Source organism: Pseudomonas sp. NFX5 (assembly GCF_049132125.1).
In the GTDB taxonomy this organism is placed as follows: Bacteria; Pseudomonadota; Gammaproteobacteria; order Pseudomonadales; family Pseudomonadaceae; genus Aquipseudomonas; species Aquipseudomonas marginalis.
This window is the reverse complement of the sequence record NZ_JAFMZG010000006.1, coordinates 156,551-178,164: the sequence shown is the minus strand read 5'-3', so window position 1 is coordinate 178,164 and position 21,614 is coordinate 156,551. Positions and strand designations below refer to the sequence as shown.

19 protein-coding genes are annotated in these 21,614 nt (G+C 62.7%); 10 read left to right on the top strand and 9 right to left on the bottom strand.

Annotated elements, in window-relative coordinates:
- Positions 1-157 precede the first annotated feature (157 nt).
- Together J1N02_RS02250 and J1N02_RS02245 are read left to right on the top strand one after the other, a co-directional pair.
- The gene (locus J1N02_RS02250; protein WP_027606244.1) at positions 158-2,032 is read left to right on the top strand and encodes a SurA N-terminal domain-containing protein; all 1,875 of its coding nucleotides are present in this window, start codon (positions 158-160) and stop codon (positions 2,030-2,032) included.
- Between the two features lie 99 nt (positions 2,033-2,131).
- Positions 2,132-2,656 carry a GNAT family N-acetyltransferase gene (locus J1N02_RS02245; RefSeq protein ID WP_108574214.1) on the top strand — a complete coding sequence of 175 codons (525 nt, stop codon included), beginning with the start codon at positions 2,132-2,134 and terminating at the stop codon, positions 2,654-2,656.
- Here the strand turns inward: J1N02_RS02245 and J1N02_RS02240 are convergent.
- Positions 2,603-3,808, bottom strand: a complete 1,206-nt coding sequence (locus J1N02_RS02240; RefSeq protein ID WP_421147110.1) for an MFS transporter — start codon at positions 3,806-3,808, stop codon at positions 2,603-2,605. The two genes, J1N02_RS02245 and J1N02_RS02240, sit on opposite strands and share 54 nt — an antisense overlap.
- A gap of 118 nt (positions 3,809-3,926) precedes the next feature.
- Between J1N02_RS02240 and J1N02_RS02235 the strand changes: the two genes are divergently transcribed.
- Both J1N02_RS02235 and J1N02_RS02230 read left to right on the top strand, forming a co-directional pair.
- Positions 3,927-4,823: a LysR family transcriptional regulator gene (locus J1N02_RS02235; protein WP_146477089.1), complete on the top strand. Its 897-nt coding sequence runs from the start codon at positions 3,927-3,929 to the stop codon at positions 4,821-4,823.
- 89 nt (positions 4,824-4,912) lie between these two features.
- Positions 4,913-5,695 carry a DUF2242 domain-containing protein gene (locus J1N02_RS02230; protein WP_027606248.1) on the top strand — a complete coding sequence of 261 codons (783 nt, stop codon included), beginning with the start codon at positions 4,913-4,915 and terminating at the stop codon, positions 5,693-5,695.
- A 1-nt stretch (position 5,696) separates the two neighbouring features.
- Here J1N02_RS02230 and aceE read toward each other — a convergent pair whose 3' ends face one another.
- On the bottom strand, positions 5,697-8,357 hold the full coding sequence (aceE, locus tag J1N02_RS02225; protein WP_421147109.1) for a pyruvate dehydrogenase (acetyl-transferring), homodimeric type: 2,661 nt from the start codon (positions 8,355-8,357) through the stop codon (positions 5,697-5,699).
- A gap of 145 nt (positions 8,358-8,502) precedes the next feature.
- Here aceE and J1N02_RS02220 point away from each other — a divergent pair, with 145 nt between their 5' ends.
- A complete protein-coding gene (locus tag J1N02_RS02220; RefSeq protein ID WP_027606249.1) occupies positions 8,503-8,979 on the top strand; it encodes a MarR family winged helix-turn-helix transcriptional regulator in 477 nt (158 codons plus the stop codon).
- A gap of 76 nt (positions 8,980-9,055) precedes the next feature.
- Positions 9,056-9,313, top strand: a complete 258-nt coding sequence (locus J1N02_RS02215; protein ID WP_133822091.1) for a hypothetical protein — start codon at positions 9,056-9,058, stop codon at positions 9,311-9,313.
- An 8-nt stretch (positions 9,314-9,321) separates the two neighbouring features.
- Here J1N02_RS02215 and J1N02_RS02210 read toward each other — a convergent pair whose 3' ends face one another.
- Both J1N02_RS02210 and J1N02_RS02205 read right to left on the bottom strand, forming a co-directional pair.
- Positions 9,322-10,356: an AraC family transcriptional regulator gene (locus J1N02_RS02210; protein ID WP_027606250.1), complete on the bottom strand. Its 1,035-nt coding sequence runs from the start codon at positions 10,354-10,356 to the stop codon at positions 9,322-9,324.
- A gap of 4 nt (positions 10,357-10,360) precedes the next feature.
- A complete protein-coding gene (locus J1N02_RS02205; protein WP_027606251.1) occupies positions 10,361-11,491 on the bottom strand; it encodes a carbon-nitrogen hydrolase family protein in 1,131 nt (376 codons plus the stop codon).
- A 211-nt stretch (positions 11,492-11,702) separates the two neighbouring features.
- On the opposite strand from J1N02_RS02205, the gene J1N02_RS02200 reads away from it, so the two are divergent.
- Positions 11,703-13,742 (top strand): FAD-dependent oxidoreductase, encoded by a 2,040-nt coding sequence (locus tag J1N02_RS02200; protein WP_421147108.1) that lies wholly within the window; start codon positions 11,703-11,705, stop codon positions 13,740-13,742.
- A 57-nt stretch (positions 13,743-13,799) separates the two neighbouring features.
- Positions 13,800-14,690, top strand: a complete 891-nt coding sequence (locus J1N02_RS02195; RefSeq protein WP_027606253.1) for a 1-aminocyclopropane-1-carboxylate deaminase/D-cysteine desulfhydrase — start codon at positions 13,800-13,802, stop codon at positions 14,688-14,690.
- Here J1N02_RS02195 and J1N02_RS02190 read toward each other — a convergent pair.
- The 3 genes from J1N02_RS02190 to J1N02_RS02180 all read right to left on the bottom strand — a co-directional run bounded on the left by J1N02_RS02190 (position 14,680) and on the right by J1N02_RS02180 (position 17,315).
- Complete coding sequence (locus J1N02_RS02190) at positions 14,680-15,237, bottom strand: cytochrome b (RefSeq protein WP_092357678.1); 558 nt, start codon at positions 15,235-15,237, stop codon at positions 14,680-14,682. The genes J1N02_RS02195 and J1N02_RS02190 overlap by 11 nt on opposite strands.
- 113 nt (positions 15,238-15,350) lie before the next feature.
- The gene (gene phnX, locus J1N02_RS02185; RefSeq protein WP_108572642.1) at positions 15,351-16,178 is read right to left on the bottom strand and encodes a phosphonoacetaldehyde hydrolase; all 828 of its coding nucleotides are present in this window, start codon (positions 16,176-16,178) and stop codon (positions 15,351-15,353) included.
- A gap of 27 nt (positions 16,179-16,205) precedes the next feature.
- Positions 16,206-17,315 (bottom strand): 2-aminoethylphosphonate--pyruvate transaminase, encoded by a 1,110-nt coding sequence (locus tag J1N02_RS02180; RefSeq protein WP_421147107.1) that lies wholly within the window; start codon positions 17,313-17,315, stop codon positions 16,206-16,208.
- A gap of 112 nt (positions 17,316-17,427) precedes the next feature.
- Here J1N02_RS02180 and J1N02_RS02175 point away from each other — a divergent pair, with 112 nt between their 5' ends.
- Both J1N02_RS02175 and J1N02_RS02170 read left to right on the top strand, forming a co-directional pair.
- Entirely contained in the window at positions 17,428-18,285 is an 858-nt protein-coding gene (locus J1N02_RS02175) for a LysR substrate-binding domain-containing protein (RefSeq protein WP_169898963.1), read from the top strand.
- 98 nt (positions 18,286-18,383) lie between these two features.
- Positions 18,384-19,091, top strand: coding sequence for a YebC/PmpR family DNA-binding transcriptional regulator (locus J1N02_RS02170; protein ID WP_027606258.1), 708 nt, complete (start codon positions 18,384-18,386; stop codon positions 19,089-19,091).
- A 76-nt stretch (positions 19,092-19,167) separates the two neighbouring features.
- Here J1N02_RS02170 and J1N02_RS02165 read toward each other — a convergent pair whose 3' ends face one another.
- Both J1N02_RS02165 and zapE read right to left on the bottom strand, forming a co-directional pair.
- Complete coding sequence (locus J1N02_RS02165) at positions 19,168-20,472, bottom strand: protein kinase (protein ID WP_421147106.1); 1,305 nt, start codon at positions 20,470-20,472, stop codon at positions 19,168-19,170.
- Between the two features lie 39 nt (positions 20,473-20,511).
- A complete protein-coding gene (zapE, locus tag J1N02_RS02160; RefSeq protein ID WP_092357670.1) occupies positions 20,512-21,606 on the bottom strand; it encodes a cell division protein ZapE in 1,095 nt (364 codons plus the stop codon).
- Positions 21,607-21,614: the final 8 nt, after the last annotated feature.

Here is a 21,614-nt window from a genome sequence, read left to right as displayed (position 1 = left end):
ATCCATCGGGTCGCCAAGCCGGGGGTGTAGATTCAACCCCCCGTCCGCTCCGCCAGTTACGAGAAGGCGCATCCTCGGATGCGCCTTTCTTCTATCCGGACTCTACCCACGCTCCACGGTTGCCAATTTTTGAAGTTCAACCGTTTCTGGGGGACGCATGCTGCAAAATATCAGGGACAATTCACAAGGCTGGATTGCCAAGACCATTATCGGGATCATCGTCGCATTGATGGCGTTCACCGGTATCGAGGCCATTTTCCAGGCTTCGACCAACACCAAGCAGGACGTGGCCAAGGTCAACGGTGAAGAAATCACCCAGACTGAACTGAGCCAGGCCGTCGACATGCAACGTCGCCAGCTGATGCAACAGCTGGGCAAGGATTTCGATGCTTCACTGCTGGACGAAAAACTGCTGCGCGAAGCGGCCCTCAAGGGCCTGATCGATCGCAAGCTGCTGCTGCAAGGCGCCGCCGACTCCAAGTTTGGCTTCTCCGAAGCTGCACTGGACCAGGTGATCCTGCAGACCCCGGAATTCCAGGTGGACGGCAAGTTCAACGCCGAACGCTTTGACCAGGTGATCCGTCAGTTGGGCTACAGCCGTCTGCAGTTCCGTCAGATGCTGACCCAGGAAATGCTGATTGGCCAGGTTCGCGCAGGCATCGCCGGCAGCGGTTTCGTGACCGACGCCGAAGTGCTGGCATTCGCCCGTCTGGAAAAACAGACCCGTGATTTCGCTACCGTCAATATCAAGGCCAACCCTGCGGCGGTGAAACTCACCGACGACGAGGTCAAGGCTTACTATGACCAGCACGCCAAGGAGTTCATGACCCCGGACCAGGTGGTCATCGACTACCTGGAACTGAAGAAGTCTTCCTTCTTCGATCAGGTCAGCGTCAAGGACGATGAACTGCAGGCTGCCTATCAGAAAGAAACCGCCAACCTTGCTGAACAGCGTCGTGCCGCGCACATCCTGATTGAAGTCAACGACAAGGTCACCGACGCGCAAGCCAAGGCCAAGATCGAAGAAATCCAGGCGCGCCTGGCCAAGGGTGAGAAGTTCGAGGCCCTGGCCAAGGAGTTCTCCCAGGATCCAGGTTCGGCCAACAATGGCGGCGATCTGGGCTTTGCCGGCCCTGGCGTCTACGACCCGGACTTTGAAGCAGCCTTGTACGCCTTGAACAAGGACCAGGTATCTGCACCGGTGCGCAGCACCTTCGGTTGGCACTTGATCAAGCTGTTGGGCGTTGAAGCACCGCAAGTGCCGACGTTCGCCAGCCTGAAAGACAAGCTGACCCGCGAGCTCAAGACCCAACAGGTCGAGCAGCGTTTTGTCGAAGCAACCAAGCAATTGGAAGATGCGGCATTCGAAGCCTCCGACCTGGCCCAACCAGCATCGGACCTGAAGCTGACCGTACACACCTCCGCGCCGTTTGGCCGTGAAGGTGGTGACGGTGTTGCGGCCAACCGCGCCGTGGTCACCGCTGCGTTCAGCCCGGAAGTGCTGGATGAGGGTGCCAACAGCAGCGCCATCGAGCTGGACCCGGAAACCATCATCGTGCTGCGTGCCAAAGAGCACCGCAAACCGGCGCAACTGCCGCTGGAAAGCGTTGCTGCGGCGATTCGCACACAGATGGCCAAGGAGCGCGCCAGCGCGGCTGCCAAGACTCACGCTGACGAGCTGATCGCCAGCCTGCGTGATGGCAAGACCCCGCTGAACCAGCCGGTCGACGGCCAGGCCTGGAAAGTCACTGAAGCGGCTACCCGTAGCCAGGAAGCGATTGACCCGGCCGTGCTGCAAGCCCTGTTCCGCATGCCCAAGCCTGCGGCCAAGGACAAGCCGACCTTCACCACCGTGACCCTGGCTGATGGCAGCCTGGTGATCGTGCGCTTGAACGGCGTCAACGAAGCGGCTGCCCCAACGGACGAAGAAAAGGCGCAATACCGCCGCTTCCTCGCTTCCCGTGTCGGCCAGCAGGACTTCGCGGCGTACCGCAAGCAGTTGGAAACCAAGGCTGATATCAAGAAGTACTGATGTCGCTTTGAACAAGAAGCCCCCGGCCTGAAAAGACCGGGGGCTTTTTTATGTGCGCTAGACTGGGTACTCGGTATCGTCGACCCAGGAGTTCCAAGCGTGTTGATTCAAGGAATGGATGGCTTGCTGATCCGCCGCGCCAGCGTGGCGGATGTTCCTGCCGTGCTGCAGGTGTTCGACGAGGTGATCGCCTGGTTCGTTGGCAGGGGCAATACCCATCAGTGGGGCACCGATCCCTGGTCGGCGTCGCCCCGGCGGGTCGCGCAAGTGGCTGAAGCCTGCGCGTTGCCCGGGGCCTGGGTTGTCGAGGACCCCGAGGGGCATCTCCGAGGAGCGCTGGTGTTGGGCGATCCCATGCCATATGTACCGTCGGCGACTGAGCCCGAGGTGTATGTGCGCCTGTTGATTGCCGCGCGTGACCCGAGTGTTCGCGGCCTTGGCCGGCGCATGATGGCCTTTGCCGATGACCAGGCCCGCGCAGCAGGAGTCACGGGCTTGCGTGTGGACTGCTACGGCGGCGGGACAGGGGATCTGGTGCGTTTTTATGAGTCCTGTGGTTACCAGCGCATTTCAACGTTCGACTTGGCGGGGTGGCCGGGCCAACTGCTGGGGCGCCGTCTGTGATGCACCGGCCCAGGCCAGCAGCATCAGAAGCACAACCGCCCAAGGAAAGGCCGTGGCGCCCCAACCTTGAAGCAATACACCACCCGCCAGGCCGCCACCGGCTATCCCCAGGTTCCACACGGTCACCAGCATGGATTGTGCGGCATCCGCCGACTTGCCCGCCGATTGGGCCAGTGCGGTTTGCAGCAATGCCGGCAAACCGCCGAACGCCAGGCCCCATAACGCCACGGCGATATAGATGACTGCCGGCACATTGATCCACAACGCCAGCGCCAGGGCGATCAGGCCAAACAGCGCACAGCTGGTCAGCAGCAAAGCGCGCAGCCACCGGTCAATCAATACACCTGCTAGCCAGATGCTCAGCACCGCCGAGAGGCCGAACACCAGCAGCACTCGGTCAACGTCTGCCTCAACCCCGGCGGGCACCAGCAACGGGGCGATGTAGGTGTACAGAATGTTATGGGCCAGCACGTAGGTAAACGTCACCCATAGCACCGGACGAACGCCCGGCAGGTTCAGCACCTCGCGCAGCCCCAGGCGTTTATCCGCCCGTTCGCCGGCAAAGTCCGGCAGTTGCCAGCGTGCCCAGACGAGCAGTACCAGGGTCAGCCCGGTCATGATCGCAAAGCTCAAGCGCCAGCCAACGGCGGTGCCGAGGAAGGTACCCGCGGGTACACCCAACGACAGTGCCAGCGGTGCACCCAGCATCGCCACGGCAATGGCGCGACCTTGCAGGTGTGGCGCCACCATTCGGCTCGCATACCCCGCCAGCAGCGCCCACAGCAACCCGGCGAAGACCCCGGCAAAAAAGCGTGCCACCAGGGTCAGCCCGTAATGGCTGGACAGCGCGGTTACGCTGTTGACCAAGGCAAACCCGCCAATGGCCAGCAGCAGCAAGGGCCGCCTGCGCCAGCCGCGGGTCAGCAGCGTCAGCGGGATGGCTGCCAGCAGGGAGCCAAGGGCGTAGAGGGTAACCAATTGGCCGACCAGGGCGGGTGACACGCCCAGGCCTTCGCCCATCTGCGGCAGAAGCCCGGCGGGCATGGCTTCGGTGAGGATGGTGATAAAGCCGGCGCTGGCCAGGGCCAGTAAACCGCCCAGGGGTAAGGAATCCCGCTGGGCTGATGCGGTGAGTGAAGGGCTGCTGCTCATGACGTTTTATCCAGGTAAAAGGGCAAGCAGGCAGAGTAGGGGGCTGTGACTGGCGGAAAAACAGGCTAAGGTTCCGAACTTATCGGACGCCGGTGTCCGTAATTGCTGGAGGCAGATCATGGACAGCTTGGGCAGCCTGTCGGTATTTGTGCAGGTGGCGCAGACGCTCAGCTTCACCGCCGCCGGCCGCGTGCTGGGGGTGTCGTCGTCGGCCGTGGGCAAAAGCATTGCGCGGATGGAAGAGCGCCTGGGCGTGCGGCTGTTTCACCGCAGCACGCGCAGTATCACCTTGACCAGTGAAGGTGCGCTGTTCCTTGAGCGCTCGCGGCGGATTCTCGCTGAGGTGGAAGCGGCCGAGCAGGAACTGACGGACGCCGCTGCAACGCCACGGGGCAAGTTGCGCATCAGTGTGCCGCAGGTGCGCGGCTTGTTGATGCCGGTGCTCAGTGACTTTATGCGCGCCTACCCGGAGATCGAGCTGGACGTGGATTTTTCCGACCGCATGGTGGACGTGATCGAGGAAGGTTTCGATGCAGTGATTCGCACCGGCAAGCCGGAAGATTCGCGTTTGATGGCCCGCCACCTGGGCCACTACCAGTTGGTACTCGTCGCCACACCGGGCTACTTCGCCCAACACGGCACGCCGCAGCAACCGCAGGACCTCAATGGCCACGCCTGCCTGCGCCACAAGTTCTGCGCCACGGGCAAGCTTGAGCCCTGGCCGTTGCGCCTTGCCCCGGGGGCTGCGGAACCGCTGTTGCGTACGCCGTTGGTCAGTACCACCATCGAGTCTCTCAAGCATGTGGTGCTCGAGGGCTTGGGCATTGCCTGCCTGCCGGACTACATGGTCAACCAGGCCGTGGACGAGGGGCGCTTGCAACGGGTGCTGGATGACTACCTGGAGCATCGGGGCAGTTTCTGGATGTTGTGGCCCGGTCGCCATACATCGGCCAAGCTCCGCGTATTTATTGACCATATGTGCGCCGGGCTTTTCCCAGCAGGCCCCGGTGCGTAACCCTGTGACGTTTTACCGACAGGAATGTGCGCGCCAAGGCCTCGTTCTGTTGCACAATACCGCCCAGACCGTTTTCCTCAGGAATATCAATGTCGACATCATTCCACTTGCGTAGCCTCGGGCTGGCGCTGGTGCTGGCGGGCGCCGCGGGCTGCTCGTCACCCAAGACCGCTATTTATGAACATGAAAACTTCGACGACTCCGGTACATTTTCCCGGGATTATCCGGTTACCGATGTAGCGGCGTGCGAGGCCGCGCGGCGCGCCTTGCTGAGCCAGGGCTACATCATCACCAGCAGCGATCCGAAACTGGTCGTGGGTAACAAGAGCTTCCAGCAGACCGGCGAAACGCACCTGCAGATCAGCTTCAACGTGGTCTGCGCCGATGATGGCAAAGGCAAGAACCACTCGACGATGTTCGCCAATGCCCTGCAGGATCGTTATGCGCTGAAGAAGGTCAACAACTCCGCAAGCCTGGGTGTGGGCGTGCTGGGGTCGGTGTCGATGCCGATCGGCTCTACCGATGACTCGATGGTGAAGGTGGCCAGTGAGACGGTGTCCGCGCCGAAGTTCTACGACCGTTACTTTGCGTTGGTGGATGTGTTCCTGCCACAGGAAGTGAAGAAGGCCGAGCATATCCCCGAGCAGCCCAAGGCCGACCTGGGTGTGCCGGAGCCGAAGGCCGCACCGGCTGCAGAGAAAGTCGAGGCGCCGAAGGAAGAGCCTGCCGCACCGGCTGCCTCGGAGCCGGTTGTGCCCGCGCCTGAGGCTGCACCGATTGCGCCGCAGGCCGAACCCGCACCCGCTGCCACCACGCCGGACCTGCCGCCGCCGACAGAAGCGATTCCGCCGCTGCCGACGCCTGCGCAGTAAATCAAACCGCTACGGGGTCAGCCTTGTCGACGTTGATCCCGTAGCGCTTGATCGCTTCACTGACCTTGTCGCGACCGATCACGCCGTCATCCGCCAGTGCCTTCAGGGCAGCCAGGGCGATGAAGTGGCGGTCCACCTCAAAGAACGCGCGCAAGGCTTCCCGGGTGTCTGATTGCCCGAAGCCATCAGTGCCCAGTGCGACAAAGCGTCGGCCCGGCACGAACGGACGGATCTGATCGGCGAACAGTTTCACGTAATCCGTCGCCACCACCACCGGTCCCGTTTGCCCGGCCAGGCATCGCTCGACGTAGCTCGCGCGCGGCTCACGCTCGGGGTGCAACAGGTTCCAGCGCTCCACCGCGTGTCCGTCACGGCGCAACTCGGTCAGGCTCGTCACGCTCCAAACGTCGCATTGCACGGCAAAGTCGTTGGCGAGCAGGTCGGCGGCTGCGATCACTTCGCGCAGGATCGACCCGCTGCCCATCAGTTGCACCTTGGCGTGCTGGCTGCCGCTCAGGCGGTACATGCCTTTAACAATGCCATCCTCCACACCTTCGGGCATCGCCGGGTGCGGGTAGTTTTCGTTGAGCAGGGTGATGTAGTAGTAAATATCCTCCTGTTCGACATACATACGCCGCATGCCTTCGCGAATAATCACCGCCAGTTCGTAGGCAAAGGTCGGGTCATAGGATACGCAGCACGGAATCACCGATGACAGGATATGGCTATGGCCATCGTCATGCTGCAGGCCTTCGCCCATCAGCGTGGTGCGCCCGGCCGTGGCACCCAGCAGGAAACCACGCGCCCGTGCATCGCCCGCCGCCCAGGCCAGGTCGCCGACGCGCTGGAAGCCGAACATCGAATAGAAGATATAGAACGGCACGGTCATCAGGCCGTGATTGCTGTAGGACGTACTTGCTGCGATCCACGAGGAAATGGCGCCGGACTCATTCAGGCCTTCCTGCATGATCTGTCCGTCCTTGCTCTCCTTGTAATAGCTCAGTTGCCCGGAGTCCTGTGGGGTATAGAGCTGGCCGACGGCGGAGTGGATGCCGATCTGTCGGAACAGGCTTTCCATGCCGAAGGTGCGTGATTCGTCCGGTACGATGGGCACGATCAGCTTGCCCAGGTGCGGGTCTTTCAGCAGCGTACCGAGGATGCGCACGAAGGCCATGGTGGTTGATATCGCGCGCTCGCCGGTGTCCTTGAGCTGAGTGGCGAAGGCGCTCAGTTCGGGGATCTGCAACGGTTCGACCGCCGTGTGGCGCGCGGGTACATAGCCGCCCAGGGCCTGGCGACGCGCGGCGAAGTAACGGGCTTCTTCGCTGTCGGCGGTGGGCTTGAGGTACGGAATTTCAGCGAGTTGCTCATCGGGCACTTCCAGGCCGAAGCGGTCGCGGAAGGCTTTGACGGCGTCGGCGCCCATCTTCTTCAATTGGTGGTTGATGTTCTGGCCTTCGCCGGCTTCGCCCATGCCAAAGCCCTTGACGGTCTTTGCCAGGATCACCGTCGGTTGGCCGCTGTGGCGCACGGCGGCGGCATAGGCGTTGTAGACCTTGTCCGGGTCATGGCCGCCCCGTGAGAGTTTCCAGATATCGTCGTCGGACAGGTCTGCAACCAGTGCCAGCAACTCCGGGTATTTGCCGAAGAAATGTTCGCGCACGTAGGCGCCGTTCTGGGATTTGTAGTTCTGGTAGTCACCGTCCACGCACTCCATCATGCGTTGGCGCAGCAGGCCGCTGGTGTCTTTTTCCAGCAGTGCATCCCAGCCACCGCCCCAGATCACTTTGATCACATTCCACCCGGCGGCGCGGTAGAGGCTTTCGAACTCCTGGATCACCTTGGCATTGCCGCGTACCGGGCCGTCCAGGCGTTGCAGGTTGCAGTTGACCACGAAGATCAGGTTGTCGAGTTTCTCGCGTCCGGCCAGGGAAATGGCGGCCAGGGATTCCGGTTGGTCCATTTCGCCATCACCGAGGAATGCCCAGACCTTGCGGCCCTGGTGTTGCTTGAGGTCACGAAACTCCAGGTAGCGCATAAAGCGCGCCTGGTAGGCCGCCGTGATCGGCCCGAGGCCCATGGACACGGTGGGGAATTGCCAGAAGTCCGGCATCAGCCGTGGGTGGGGGTAGGACGAAATGCCCTCGCCACCGGCTTCGCGGCGGAAGTTATCCAGGTGTGCTTCGCTGATGCGGCCTTCGAGGTAGGCACGGCCGTAGATGCCTGGGGAGGAGTGGCCCTGGATGTACACCAGGTCGCCGTCGAAGTTGTCGGTGCGGCCACGGAAGAAGTGGTCGAAACCTACGTCGTACAGCACAGCGGCTGACGCATAAGTGGCGATATGCCCACCCACACCGGAGTGTTTACCTGCACGCAATACCATGGCCATGGCGTTCCAGCGGATAAACGCGTTGATACGGCGTTCGATGACCAGGTTGCCGGGGTAGGGCAACTGGCGTTCCACCGGGATGGTGTTGACGTAAGGCGTGGTCACCCGCCCGTAGAAGTCACCATGCCGCGCCACGTCGAAATCCAGCAACTGATCGATCAGGTAATGGGCGCGCGGGCGGCCTTCGGTGGACAGCACCGATTCGATGGACTCCAGCCACTCGCGGGTTTCCTGTGGATCGACGTCGCGTCCGACTGCGTTATTCGAGGTCATGTGAGGCTCCAGGGTAGGCGGATTTCAAGTGACGGGCTCCTTGTGGGAGTGTCGTCAAAGTTGTTGCAATTGCAACTACAAGGCCGAATCTAGCGCGGGATGAGCTACTATTGCAACCTTCTTGAAATCCGCCGGATGGTGTTGCATGTCGTCGAAAGAGCCCGATGTATGGTTCCGTTTTGTCAGGGCCCACAGAACCGTCATCCGTGAAATCGAGCGCCGCCTGGCGGCCGCCGACTTGCCGCCTTACGCCTGGTACGACGCACTGTGGGGCCTTGAAAGCGGCCCCGAAGGCACCCGCCGCATGCACGAATTGGCCGATGTGCTGGCCATCGAGCGCTATAACCTCACGCGCCTGGTAGATCGCCTGGAAAAGGACGGCCTGGTGCTGCGTTCACGCTCCGACGGCGATGGCCGCGCGGCCTTTGCATCTATCACCGATGCCGGCCGGGCGTTGCGTAAAAAAATGTGGAAGATCTACGAAAGTACGGTGGACGAGTTGTTCCTGTCGCAGATCGAACCGCAGCAGCGCCAGGCGTTTGCCGAGGCGTTGGAGCGTACCGCCGGGATGGCGGTGGAGGCGGGTGTTCAAACCCGTGGTCGACGCAAGTCTGAAACTTGATGCAGACCCCATGTGGGAGGGGGCAAGCCCCCTCCCACATTGGAATGCATTCCCGTCCATTTCCGTGCATCCCTGATTGCAATCGCGCCTCAAAACCCCGGTGCTAAATTCGTACAACGCTGCTACGTTTAATCCTGGAGTGCAGGAACGTCATGACGTCGACATTTTTTCGTCATCACGGCACTTTAGGCTGGCTGTGCAGGTCATTTATCTGCAGCCGCTTTTAATTCAAAACAAGGAGCCCACCATGGACGAATACCAGGAAGAACTGCTGGAGTACCAGGCCTTTGAACTGGATCCTCTGGATCCGGCCGATGACGCCACCGAGCTGTAAGACCGACTTCAGGCGGAATGCCGCTGACTGCGGCGAAATTCCCCTGGGGTCTGGTTGTTCCATCGCCTGAACGCCCGTTGAAACGCCTGGGCCGAGGCAAAACCGAGCAAGTACGCGATTTCGCCGAATGCCAGTTCCGTATCGCGAATGTAGGTCATGGCCAGGTCGCGGCGGGTATCGTTGAGAATCGCGCGAAACTGTGTGCCTTCTTCGGCCAGTTTGCGGCGCAGTGTCCAGGTCGGCAGCTTCAAGCGCGCCGCCACTTCTTCCAGGTCGGGTTCCCGGCCGCCATTGAGCATCGGCCCGAGCAAGCGGGTAATGCGCTCGCGCAGGCTGCGGGTGCGGGTCAACTGCTCCAGTTCCCGTTCACACAGTTGCAGCAACAGGTGCCAGGTACTCGGACAATGCTGCGGGTTGCGCAGGGCCAGGGTTTGCTGGCTCAGGCGCAGTTGATTGGCGTCGGCGCCGAACTGGATCGGGCCATCGCCCAGCAGCGCGTACTGTTCGCTGTAGTCCGGCGCTGCAAATTCGATTTCAATCCGTTGCGCCTGTACCGTTTGCTGGGCCAGGCTCGAGAGTTGCTGCAGCCAGCCGGCGATGATCGAGTCCACCACGAAGCGGTTGTAGGCGTTATAGGGGCTGATGGAATAGAACCGCAGCCAGGCGCCTTCGGCGTCCTCGTGGAAACTCGATTGCCCGCGATAGTTGGAGCCGTACAGCGCCTCGAAGCGGGTCAGGGTGCGCGCTGCCTCGCGCACATTGGGCGCCTGGGCGGCGGTGACCCCGGCCAGCCCGGCCTGGCTCAGGCGGCTGAGCTGGCCCATGCGCAGGCCCAGGCCGGGGTCGCCGGTGAGTTGGATGGCCCCATGGCCCAGGCGCATATAACGCGGGATCGACAAGCGTGCACCCGCTTCGGCGAGGCGCGCGGGGTCGAGGCCGTATTGCAGCAGCAGCGGTTGCGGGTCGAGGCCGTGGCTGTGGATCGCGTCGGCCAGGGTGTGCACGAAGCCCACCGACAGATCCCCCAGGCGCACCGGCTTCACGGGGCTACAGCCAGATATTCAGCAGGCGCGCGCCACGGGCGTCGCCGTCGGCGCTGATCTGCCCGTTGCTGCTGAGAAAACTGTGCCCGGCCGTGCCCAGGTCCCAGAACTGCCCACGCAGGAATACGCTCATGCCCGCGGTTGCCTGGCTGACGGGTTGTTGGCTGATCAGGGTGAGGCGTCGCCAGGCCTCACCTTCGCTGAGCTCTTCAGGCTTGAGGCTGATTTCCGGTGGCGTGGACACGCTCTTGAAGCCGCGCCATGGTCGATCCCAGGTATCGCGACCGAGCACAAAGGCCGGCACCGCAATCAATTGCGCACCTTGCTCGTTGAGCTTGCGATAGTTGTCCGGGTACCAGCTGTCACTGCCGACCAACACGCCGAGGCGCCCGGCCGGGGTGTCGACCACGCTGACGATGTTTTCGTCACCGGGTTCGATAAAGCCGCGTTCATCGTAGATCGGATAAAGCTGGCGCTGGGGATCGCCGAGGGGCAAGCCGTCCGCCGCGAACACCACGCTGGCGTTGTACAAGGCGCCATGGCCGACCTGCAGTTGGCCCTGGCTGACGCTGGGGTTGGGCAGGGCGATGGAGCCGGCCACCAGCGTGACGCCAAACTCCTTGGCCAGGCCGCCGAACAGCACCTGGTAGTCCCGCGCCATGCCGGAGGCTTTCATACGCAGGTAGGCGTCATCGGTGCGGTTATCGCCGGTTGCGCTGATCCAGGCACGGGCAAACAGCAGCGGGTTGCTGACCGATAGCCAGTTCATCGCATCCTTCACGTGCAGCGCCTGGTACACCTCATTTTTTTCACCGGTCAACATCAGCCAGGTACCGATATGTTCAGGCAGCACTACGATGGTTTTTTCGTTGATCAACCCCTGGTCCCGGGCCTTTTGCAGATAGGCCGCGAGCTTCAGGTGCAGGCGTTCCAGGCTCTGGTAATCGGCGGGAAACAGCTCCGGCTGGATGCCCAGCAAGTTGCCGCGATCGGCGGGCAGGCCTTCGTTGACGGCGAGGGTGATGCGCAGGTCCGACAGGTAATGCGCCACAGGGCGCTCCTGGGTCCAGACCAGATACGCGGCGACGGCGGCAACCAGGGCCATGGAGACGGTAAAAGCGAGAAGTTTACGCATGGGGCAACAGACAACAGACCGGGTGCAGGGTTCGCGACTAGGGTAGGGCCCCTGCAACGGCTTGCCAAGGGGCGCTGTGCATTTGGATCAATAACTTGTCAGTTTCAGTCATTGAGCCGTCGTCCACCGCCTCTTAGTCTGTGGGACATAAACCGATGAGGTGCCATTCGAGCCCCTCACGTCCCGTGATGATCCGTTGTGGAGCTGTACCATGACCGCTGCTGCCTACCCGCACCTGCTGGCCCCGTTGGACCTGGGTTTTACCACCTTGCGCAACCGCACCCTGATGGGCTCGATGCACACGGGCCTGGAAGAAAAGCCCGGTGGTTTCGAACGCATGGCGGCCTACTTTGCCGAGCGCGCCCGTGGCGGCGTGGGCCTGATGGTCACTGGCGGCATTGGCCCGAATGATGAAGGCGGGGTGTATTCCGGCGCGGCCAAGCTCACCACCGAAGAGGAAGCGCAGAAGCACAGGATCGTCACGCAGGCCGTGCATGAGGCGGGCGGCAAGATCTGCATGCAGATCCTCCACGCCGGCCGTTACGCCTACAGCCCAAAACAGGTGGCGCCGAGTGCGATCCAGGCGCCGATCAACCCGTTCAAGCCCAAGGAGCTGGACGAGGAAGGCATCGAGAAGCAGATCCAGGATTTCGTCACCTGCTCGCTGCTGGCCCAGGTCGCCGAGTACGACGGCGTGGAAATCATGGGTTCCGAAGGTTACTTCATCAACCAGTTCCTCGCCGCCCACACCAACCACCGCACCGACCGTTGGGGCGGCAGCTACGAAAACCGCATGCGCCTGGCGGTGGAGATCGTGCGCCGGGTGCGCGAAGCCGTTGGCCCGAACTTCATCATTATCTTCCGCCTGTCGATGCTCGACCTGGTGGAAGGCGGCAGCACCTGGGAAGAAATCGTGCAGTTGGCCAAGGCCATCGAGCAGGCCGGCGCGACCATCATCAACACTGGTATCGGCTGGCACGAAGCGCGTATCCCGACCATCGCCACCAAAGTACCCCGTGGCGCGTTCAGCAAAGTCACGGCCAAATTGCGCGGTGCGGTGCAGATCCCGCTGATCACCACCAACCGCATCAACACACCGGAGATTGCCGAGCAGATCCTCGCCGAAGGCGATGCCGACATAGTCTCGATGGCGCGGCCGTTCCTCGCCGACCCCGAGTTCGTCAACAAGGCCGCCGCCGGCCGCGCCGATGAAATCAACACCTGCATCGGCTGCAACCAGGCCTGCCTGGACCACACCTTTGGCGGCAAGTTGACCACCTGCCTGGTCAACCCACGCGCGTGCTACGAGACCGAACTCAACTACCTGCCGGTCAAGCAGATCAAGAAAATCGCCGTGGTCGGCGCCGGCCCCGCAGGCCTGGCCGCCGCGACCGTGGCGGCTGAGCGTGGCCACCAGGTGACCTTGTTCGATTCGGCCAGTGAGATCGGCGGCCAATTCAATATCGCCAAGCGCGTACCGGGCAAGGAAGAGTTTTTCGAGACCCTGCGCTACTTCAATCGCAAGTTGCAGACCACCCACGTCGAGCTGTGTCTCAACACCCGGGTCGACACCGCGCAGCTGGTGGCGGGCGGTTACGACGAGATCATCCTGGCCACGGGCATTGCGCCACGCACGCCGGCGATTGCGGGGATTGAAAACCCCAAGGTGCTGAGCTACCTGGACGTGATCCTCGAGCGCAAGCCGGTGGGCAAGCGCGTCGCGGTGATCGGCGCCGGCGGCATTGGTTTTGACGTGTCGGAATTCCTTGTGCACCAGGGCGTGTCCACCAGCCTCGACCGCGAAGCGTTCTGGAAGGAATGGGGCATCGACACCCAGTTGCAAGCCCGTGGCGGCGTGGCCGGGATCAAGCCTCAGCCCCATGCCCCGGCCCGTGACGTGTTCCTGTTGCAACGCAAGGCTTCCAAGGTCGGCGACGGCCTGGGCAAGACCACCGGCTGGATCCACCGTACCGGCTTGAAGAACAAGCGCGTGCAGATGCTTAACAGCGTCGAGTACCTGAAGATCGACGATGACGGCCTGCATATCCGCATCGGCGCCGAGGGTGAGCCGCAGCTGCTGGCCGTGGACAATATCGTCATCTGCGCCGGGCAAGACCCGCTGCGCGAACTGCAGGACGGCCTGGTCGCCGCAGGGCAGAACGTGCACCTGATCGGCGGCGCCGATGTGGCGGCCGAGCTGGATGCCAAGCGCGCGATCAACCAAGGCTCGCGCCTCGCCGCCGAGCTGTAAGACGACGCAAGGGGTGGTGTTAGACTACCGCCCCTTTTTCCATGCAGATGCCGCCCGATGGGTCCCTTTGACTGGCTTCCCCACACGCCCCTTGAAGCCATGCGGCTCGATTGGTTGAACGGCGTCGAACTGGCCGTGCTGCGCCTGGACCGCATCGACCCGCTGATCAGCGGCAACAAGTGGTTCAAGCTCACCAAACATCTGGCCCAGGCACGACAGGCCGGTGCCAGCGGCGTCATCAGCCTTGGCGGGGCGTACTCCAACCATCTTCACGCGCTGGCAGCGGCGGGCAAGCGTTTTGGTTTCGCCACTGTCGGCCTGCTGCGTGGCCATCCCCAGGACACCCCCACCGTCCTCGACCTGAAAGCCTGTGGCATGCACCTGCATTGGCTGGGCTACGGCGGTTATCGCGCGCGCCATGAGCCGGGTTTCTGGCTGCCGTGGCGCGAGCGCTATCCCGATCTTTACCCCGTGCCCGAAGGCGGAGGCGGGATGGCCGGGGCATTGGGTTGCGGGGTCTTGGTCGAGCAGGCACGCCGGCAATTGAGCACCGTGGGCTGGGCCGATTACGACGCCTGGTGGCTGGCGGCGGGCACCGGTACGACGTTGGCGGGGTTGGCGCTGGCGGAGGCGGGCGCGCATCCGGTGTATGGCGCAATGGCGGTACCGGATGATCATGGCGTGGCGCAGAACGTGAGTGCCCTCGTGCAGGGCGGTTATGAATTGCTGGACGCCAGCCGGGGTGGCTTTGGGAAGGTTGATCCGCTATTGCTCGAGTTTATCGAGAGCACTGAACAGGCCTGCGGTGTACCGCTGGAGCCGCTCTATACCGGCAAGGCGTTGCTGGCGTTGAAGCAGCAGATCGAGGCCGGGCGTTTCGTGCCCGGCACTCGCCTGATCTTCGTGCATACCGGTGGCTTGCAGGGCCGCCGAGGGTTTACAGCCTAGCGCGCTTACCCGGCATCATCCGCAACGCCGTGTTATCGCGCATCACATAATGATGAAAGATCCCCGCCAACGCATGCAGGCCGATCAGCCAGTAACCGATCTTGCCGAACAGCACATGCCAGCCCTCGATCTGCTTGGCCAGCGCCTTGTTTTCAGCAATCAGCGGCGGCAACTCGATCCCATAGAACATCACCGAATGCCCCTCGGCACTGACGATCAGCCAACCGGCAATCGGCATGCCGATCATCAAGGCGTACAGCGCGAAGTGCATCAGCGTGGCCAGCAGGCTTTGCCATTGTGGCGGGGCGGGGACGATCTTGGGTGCAACCCCCAGGCTGCGCGCGAACAGGCGCAGCCACACCAGCACAAACACGGTGAGGCCGAACATGAAGTGCATCTCGACGATCAACGTCCGTGCACCGCTGCCTTTGGGGAACTGGCCGCGTAACTCAATGCAGGCGTAGACCACCGCCAGCAGCACCACCATCAACCAGTGCAGCGCAATCGACATGGTGCTGTAGCGCGTATCGGAATTTTTCCACGGCATCGCTGGGTTCCTCACTCATCAGGGCGAACCTTCGTTCTTTGGCGACGAAGTCCTTTTACTGTAAGCCTGTTTTGCGCGGTTTGCCCGACGCGATGCCGTTGTCTTGACCTCTATCAGTCGCTTTGCGGCATTTCACCGCGGGCCAGGCGCTGGTTGATGTCGGCGATGACGGCCGGCAGGTCGGTAATGGTGTCGATCAGGTAGTGGGGGCGCGAGCCTTCGAACATCGCTTCGATACGCGTGCGTTCGCTGGCCAACGTGGCACTGTCGAGGGCGCGAAACTGCGCGTAGGTCAGGCCCAGGGCGTTGCCGGAGCAGGTCAGGGCCACGGTCCACATCCCGGCGCGACGGCCTTCGAGGATCCCCGGCACGGTGTCGTCGACCTTGACGCACGCCGCCACATCGTCGATGCCCAGGGCGATCACGTTGGCGAGTGCCTGGGCTGGCCATGGGCGGCCGTTGGGCACTTCGTCGGTGGCGACCACGTGGTCGGCGACGTAGCCGTTGGTGGCGGCCAGGGCGACCACTTTGTCCATGACTTGCTTGGGATAGCCCGAGCAGGAGCCGATTTTGATACCTTGCCCGCGCAGCTGGCCGATGGTGTCGAGGGCACCGGGGATCAGCGCCGAGTGCTCGGCGATTTTCTCGATCTGCAACGGCATGAAGCGCTGGTAGATGGCGGTCACGTCGTCATCGGTGGGCGTGCGGCCGAATGCCTGGCGGTAGCGCTCGGCGACTTGCGGCTGGTCGCACAAAGTGCGGATATGGTCCCACTTGCCCATGCCCATCGGGCCACGGGCTTCTTCGATGGAAACCTGCACATCGAATTCGGCGAAGGCCTCGACAAAAATCTGCGTGGGGGCGAAAGAGCCGAAGTCGACCACGGTGCCGGCCCAGTCGAGGATGACGGCCTGGAGGGTGTTGGGGTTTTGATAGTTCATGGTTCAGATCCTGTGGGTAAGGGGCAATCAGATGTCCGACACTTCCATTTCTTCCAGCACCTCGGCGATCGCCTTGACCGCTGCGCGCATCCCTTGCGTATCGACATGGCCGATGCAGCCCACGCGGAACGTCTCCACCTGGGTCAATTTGCCGGGGTACAGAATGAAACCCTTGGCCTTGACCCGTTCGTAGAAATCCTTGAACTGGTAGCGCGGGTCTGTCGGGGCATGAAAGGTCACGATGATCGGGGCCTGGATCGCCGCGGGCAGGAAGCTGCGCAGGCCCAGTGCGGCCATGCCGTCGAGCAAGGCCTGGCAGTTGTCGGCATAGCGTCGGTGGCGCGCGGGCAGGCCGCCTTCTTCCTGGTATTGCAGCAGCGCTTCGTGCAGGGCGGCGACCACATGGGTCGGCGGGGTAAAGCGCCATTGTCCGGTCTTGGCCATGTAGCTGTGCTGGTCGAACAGGTCCATCGCCAGGGAATGGCAGTTGCCCTGGGCGGCGGCCAGCGTCTGTTTGTTCGCGAAGACGAAGCCCATGCCCGGCACGCCTTCCAGGCACTTGCCGGAGGCGGCGATCAGTGCGTCGAACGGCACCTCGCGGGCATCGATCGGCAGGGCGCCGAAGGAGCTCATGGCGTCGATGATCAGGCGCTTGCCGTGGTGTTTGACGACCTGGGCGATCTGCGGCAGCGGGTTGAGGATGCCGGTGCTGGTTTCGCAATGGATCAACGCAACGTGGGTGATGGCGCTGTCTGCCGCCAGCAGGCGGTCCACATCGGCGGCGGTAGCAGGCTCGTCCTCGGCGGTTTCAAAGGTGCTGAAATCACGGCCGAGCACTTCGCAGATCCTGGCCAGGCGCTTGCCGTAGGCGCCGTTGATCAGCACCAGCACCTTGCCGTCACGCGGTACCAGGGTGCCGATGGCCGCCTCGACCGCAAAGGTGCCGCTGCCTTGCAACGGCACGCAATGGTGGCTGCCTTCGCCGTAGAGGATCGCCAGCAATTGTTCGCAGACGCTGGCGGTGAGTTGGTTGAAGCGGTCATCCCATGAACCCCAGTCCACCATCATGGCCCGGCGGGTGCGGTTCGATGTGGTCAGGGGGCCGGGGGTCAGCAGGATCGGCGCGGCAGTGGTCATCTCAAGTCCTCGCAAGGCATCGGGGTTGAAGCTACGGCGCCTAAATTGCAGTTTGGCTTGTCATCAATCAAATTGTTTGTTGTTATGCGAGCTATCAGTGAGGCCGATAATGATGAACCTGTTCCAACTGCGCGCGTTCGACGCCGTGGCCCGTGAGGGCAGTTTTACCCGTGCTGCCGCGCGGCTGTTCATCAGCCAGCCGGCGGTGACCGGGCATATCAAGGCCTTGGAGGAGCACTACCAGATTCCGTTGCTGCGCCGCACCGCGCGGCGGGTGGAGTTGACCGAAGAGGGCGCGCGGCTGGCGGCGATCACACGGGCGATCTTTGGCCTGGTGGACGAAGCCCAGACGATGCTGGAGGCCAACCGCCAACTGCTGAGCGGGCGCCTGGAAGTCGCGGCGGACGGCCCGCACCTGGTGATGCCGATGATTGCCAGCCTGCGCGCGCGCTACCCCGGGATTACCGTCAACCTGCGCCTGGGCAATGCCCAGGAAACCCTGGCCGCGCTGTTGTCCGAGCATGCGGATGTGGCGGTGCTCACCGAAGTGGAACCGCGCAACGGTCTGCACCTGCAACCGTTGAGCGAGTCGCGGATGTGCGCATTGGTGCCGGCCAGTCACCCGTGGGCGCAGCAACCCGAGGGTATCCGCCTTGAGCAACTCAACGATGTGATCATGGTGCTGCGCGAGCCCAGCTCGATCACCCGGCGTACCTTCGATGAGGCCTGCATGGCCGCGAATGTGCAGCCCAAGGTGTTGCTGGAACTGGACAGCCGCGAGGCGGTGACCGAAGCCGTCGCCGCTGAGTTGGGGGTGGGCGTGGTCTCGTCCATGGAAGTCAGCCCCGACCCACGGGTGCAGGCGGTGCCGATTGAGGGCGAGGGGCTGGTCAACCGGCACCTGCTCGGTTGCATGGAGCGGCGCCGCTCGTTGCGCCTGATTCAGGCGGTTTTCGAGTTGGCGCCCTGAGGGTTTTTGGTGGAACGATGCGTTCTTGCGCTATAAACTCTGCCCCCAAAGCGCCGGCCAGTAGACGTTTCGGCGCGATGTATAGAAGAGAGTGAGTCATGGGCGCACAGTGGAAAGTCAAACATAAAGAAGCGGCATCCAATGCCAAGGGCAAGATCTTCGGCAAGCTGGTGAAAGAAATCACCATCGCCGCCCGCAACGGTGCTGACACCGCGACCAACGCCCACCTGCGTCTGGTGGTGGAACAGGCCAAAAAGGCCTCGATGCCCAAGGAAACCCTGGAACGCGCGATCAAGAAGGGCGCCGGTCTGCTCGGTGAAACCGTGCAATACCACCGCGTGACCTACGAAGGGTTCGCCCCGCACCAGGTGCCGTTGATCGTCGAGTGTGTGACCGACAACATCAACCGCACCGTGGCGGAAATCCGCGTGGCGTTCCGCAAGGGGCAGCTGGGTGCTTCCGGCTCCGTGGCCTGGGATTTCAACCATGTCGGCCTGATCGAAGCCTCGCCGGACACCCCGGATGCCGATGCGGAAATGGCCGCGATCGAAGCCGGTGCGCAGGACTTTGAAGACGGCGAAGAAGAAGGCACCACCCTGTTCATCACCGAGACCACTGACCTGGACGCCGTGCAAAAAGCCCTGCCGGAACAGGGGTTCACCGTGCTGTCGGCCAAGCTGGGCTACATCTCGAAGAACCCGGTGAGTGGTTTGACCGATGAGCAGATGGCTGAAGTCGAAGCCTTCCTCGAAGGTTTGGACAACCATGATGATGTGCAGGATATGTTCGTCGGCCTGGCGGGCTGATTTATCAACTGAAGAAACGCGATCCAAATGTGGGAGGGGGCCAGTCGAGTCGTCGCACCGCCCCTCCCACATTTGTTTAGTGGTGTTGGATGGATTGCAGCATGGCGTTGATTTCTTCGAAGCTCGGCCGTGCCAACACGTCGGGCTGGCAACAGCTTTTCTGCAAATCCAACAGCACCTCGTCAGACAACCCCGCCTCAACCCGCTCCAGCAATTCCCCCAGCAGCACCCCGAACGCGCGCACTTCAATGCGTTGCAAGGCTCGTGTTTCCAACGTGTCTGCCTTGGCATGGAACGACGCCGCGCCAAAGTCCCCGAGCAAACAATCGCCCGCTTCATTCCACAGGATATTGTGCCCGTACAGGTCGCCATGGGTGATGCCGTGCCGGTGCAGATGCGCCGCCACGGAGGCGATGCCCCGGGCCATGCGCAAGGCTGTGTCGAGGCTGAAGCGGGTGGCGGGGGCGTAGACATCGCGGGTGCAGGAGGCCAGGCTCGGCAGGGCGGCGAGGTTGCGGTAGCTCGGGTCGATCAGGTCCATGACCAATGCGGCCTGGTCCTCGGGGGCACCCACCACGCGGCCTTGCACCTTGATCAGGTTAGGGTGCAACCCGGCGGCGATGCAGGCCTGCATTTCGTGCAGCGGCGAGCCGTCGCTGGTGATCGTGCCTTTGTACAGCTTGACGGCGACGGGCTTGGCCATGGGTGTCCACAGGGCCTTGCGAATCACCCCCGAGGCACCTTCGCCCAGCACCTCGGCCAGTTCCAGTTCCGTCCAGGGAATAGCCGCTGTCGCGTCGTCCACCGCTACATCCACGGCCATTTCCACCGGGTTGCCCGCATAGGCCAGCCACGTCAGGCTCGGCAGCGTCAACAGCCACTCGGGCAGGCGCGTGAGGCGGTTGGAGGCAATGCGGATCAGCTCCAGGTTGCTACAGTTGGCCAGGCTCTGCGGCAACTGCGTCAGTTGGTTCCCGGCGAGCATCAGTTTCTGCAGCAGCGGCCGCTCGCCCAACTCGCTGGGTAACTGGCTGATGCGGTTGTCGGTGAGGATCAGCCAGCGCAGCAACGGCGGCAGCGCGGCGGCGGGCACGTGGCTGATCTGGTTGGCCTTGAAGCCGATCATGCTCAATTTGGCGCACCGGCCCAGGCATTCCGGCAGTTCGGTAAAGGCGTTGTCCGAGCAGAACAGCACGCGCAGGTGCGGCAGGCGGTGCAGGTCGTCGGGCAGGCGGCTCAGGGCATTGCCGCTGAGGTTGAGGATTTCCAGGGAGTCGGCCAGCCCGAAGATTTCCTCAGGAAATTCGGTGAGCCCGCAGGACAGGTCCAGGCGCGTAATGCCGGCCAAGTGGCCGGCCTTGAGTTGGGCGAGGGTATTCATGAACGGCGCGGTCACTCGGCAAGGGGGCGTAAAAGGCGCTCATGATACCGGGTCGCACGCCCGTTGCGGGTCGGCCTGTTGCAATTGGTTCAGGCGGCTGGCGGTGCGCGCCAGGTCGATGGCCTGGCCGCTCATGGCCTGTGCCAGCGGTTGTTCGCCGATCAGGATCAGGTGCTTGTCCTTGTCGTAAAGCACGTCCACCAGGTTGATAAAACGTTGCTGCACGGCGATCGGGCAGTCTGCCAGGCGGGGCAGTCCGTCGATGACCCAGTGATCGAACGCCTCGCACAGCAACAGGTAGTCCATCACCGCCGTCAGCTGTTCGCACAGGTCGTTGAAGGTGAATACGATGGTGCGTGCATGATGCTGGCGGCAGATCAATGTGCGGTTGCCCACCGTCAGCGTCTGCGTCGGGCCGCCGCTGACAGGCAGGCCGAGCGCCGCACGCTGGGCCTGCGTGCCAGGCCACAGGTAACAGCCGGTGGTAAAGCGCTGCACGGCATGGGCCTGGGGCAGGCTGCGAAAGTCCTCGGGCGAACTGACTTCCAGCACGTCCATACGCGCGGCAATCAAGTCGATCACCGGCTTGAAACGCTCGTGGTACAGCGGGTTGGGCAACAGCCCTTCGGGTGGATAGTTGGAGGTGACCAGCACCCACACGCCACGCTGGAACAGGGCCTTGAACAGCCGGGTAATCAGCATGGCATCGCCGATGTCGTGCACGTGGAACTCGTCGAAACACAGCACACGGCAGCCGTCGAGCAACTCGTCCAGGGTCATGGCCAAGGCATCGTCCGTCGCCTGGTGCGTGAACATACCGCGGTGCAGTCGGGCGAAAAACTCATGGAAATGCACCCGTTGTTTCTCGGCGATGGGCAGCGCCTGGAAGAAACCGTCCAGCAGCCAGCTTTTGCCGCGCCCCACCGGGCCGTGCAGGTACAGGCTGCGGGTCGGCTGGCTGGCGAGCAGGTGCCGGGTCTGGCGCGCCATCGCGGTGATGGCCTGGGCTTGACCAGCACTGAGGGTGTAACCCTGTTGCCGGGCTTTGTCCTGAAAGAACGTCTGGATGGGCGTGTCGTCCAGTGTGTCGGTTTTTTTACCGAGCAAACGACGGATAAGGGGGAGCACGGCCAATGCGAGTC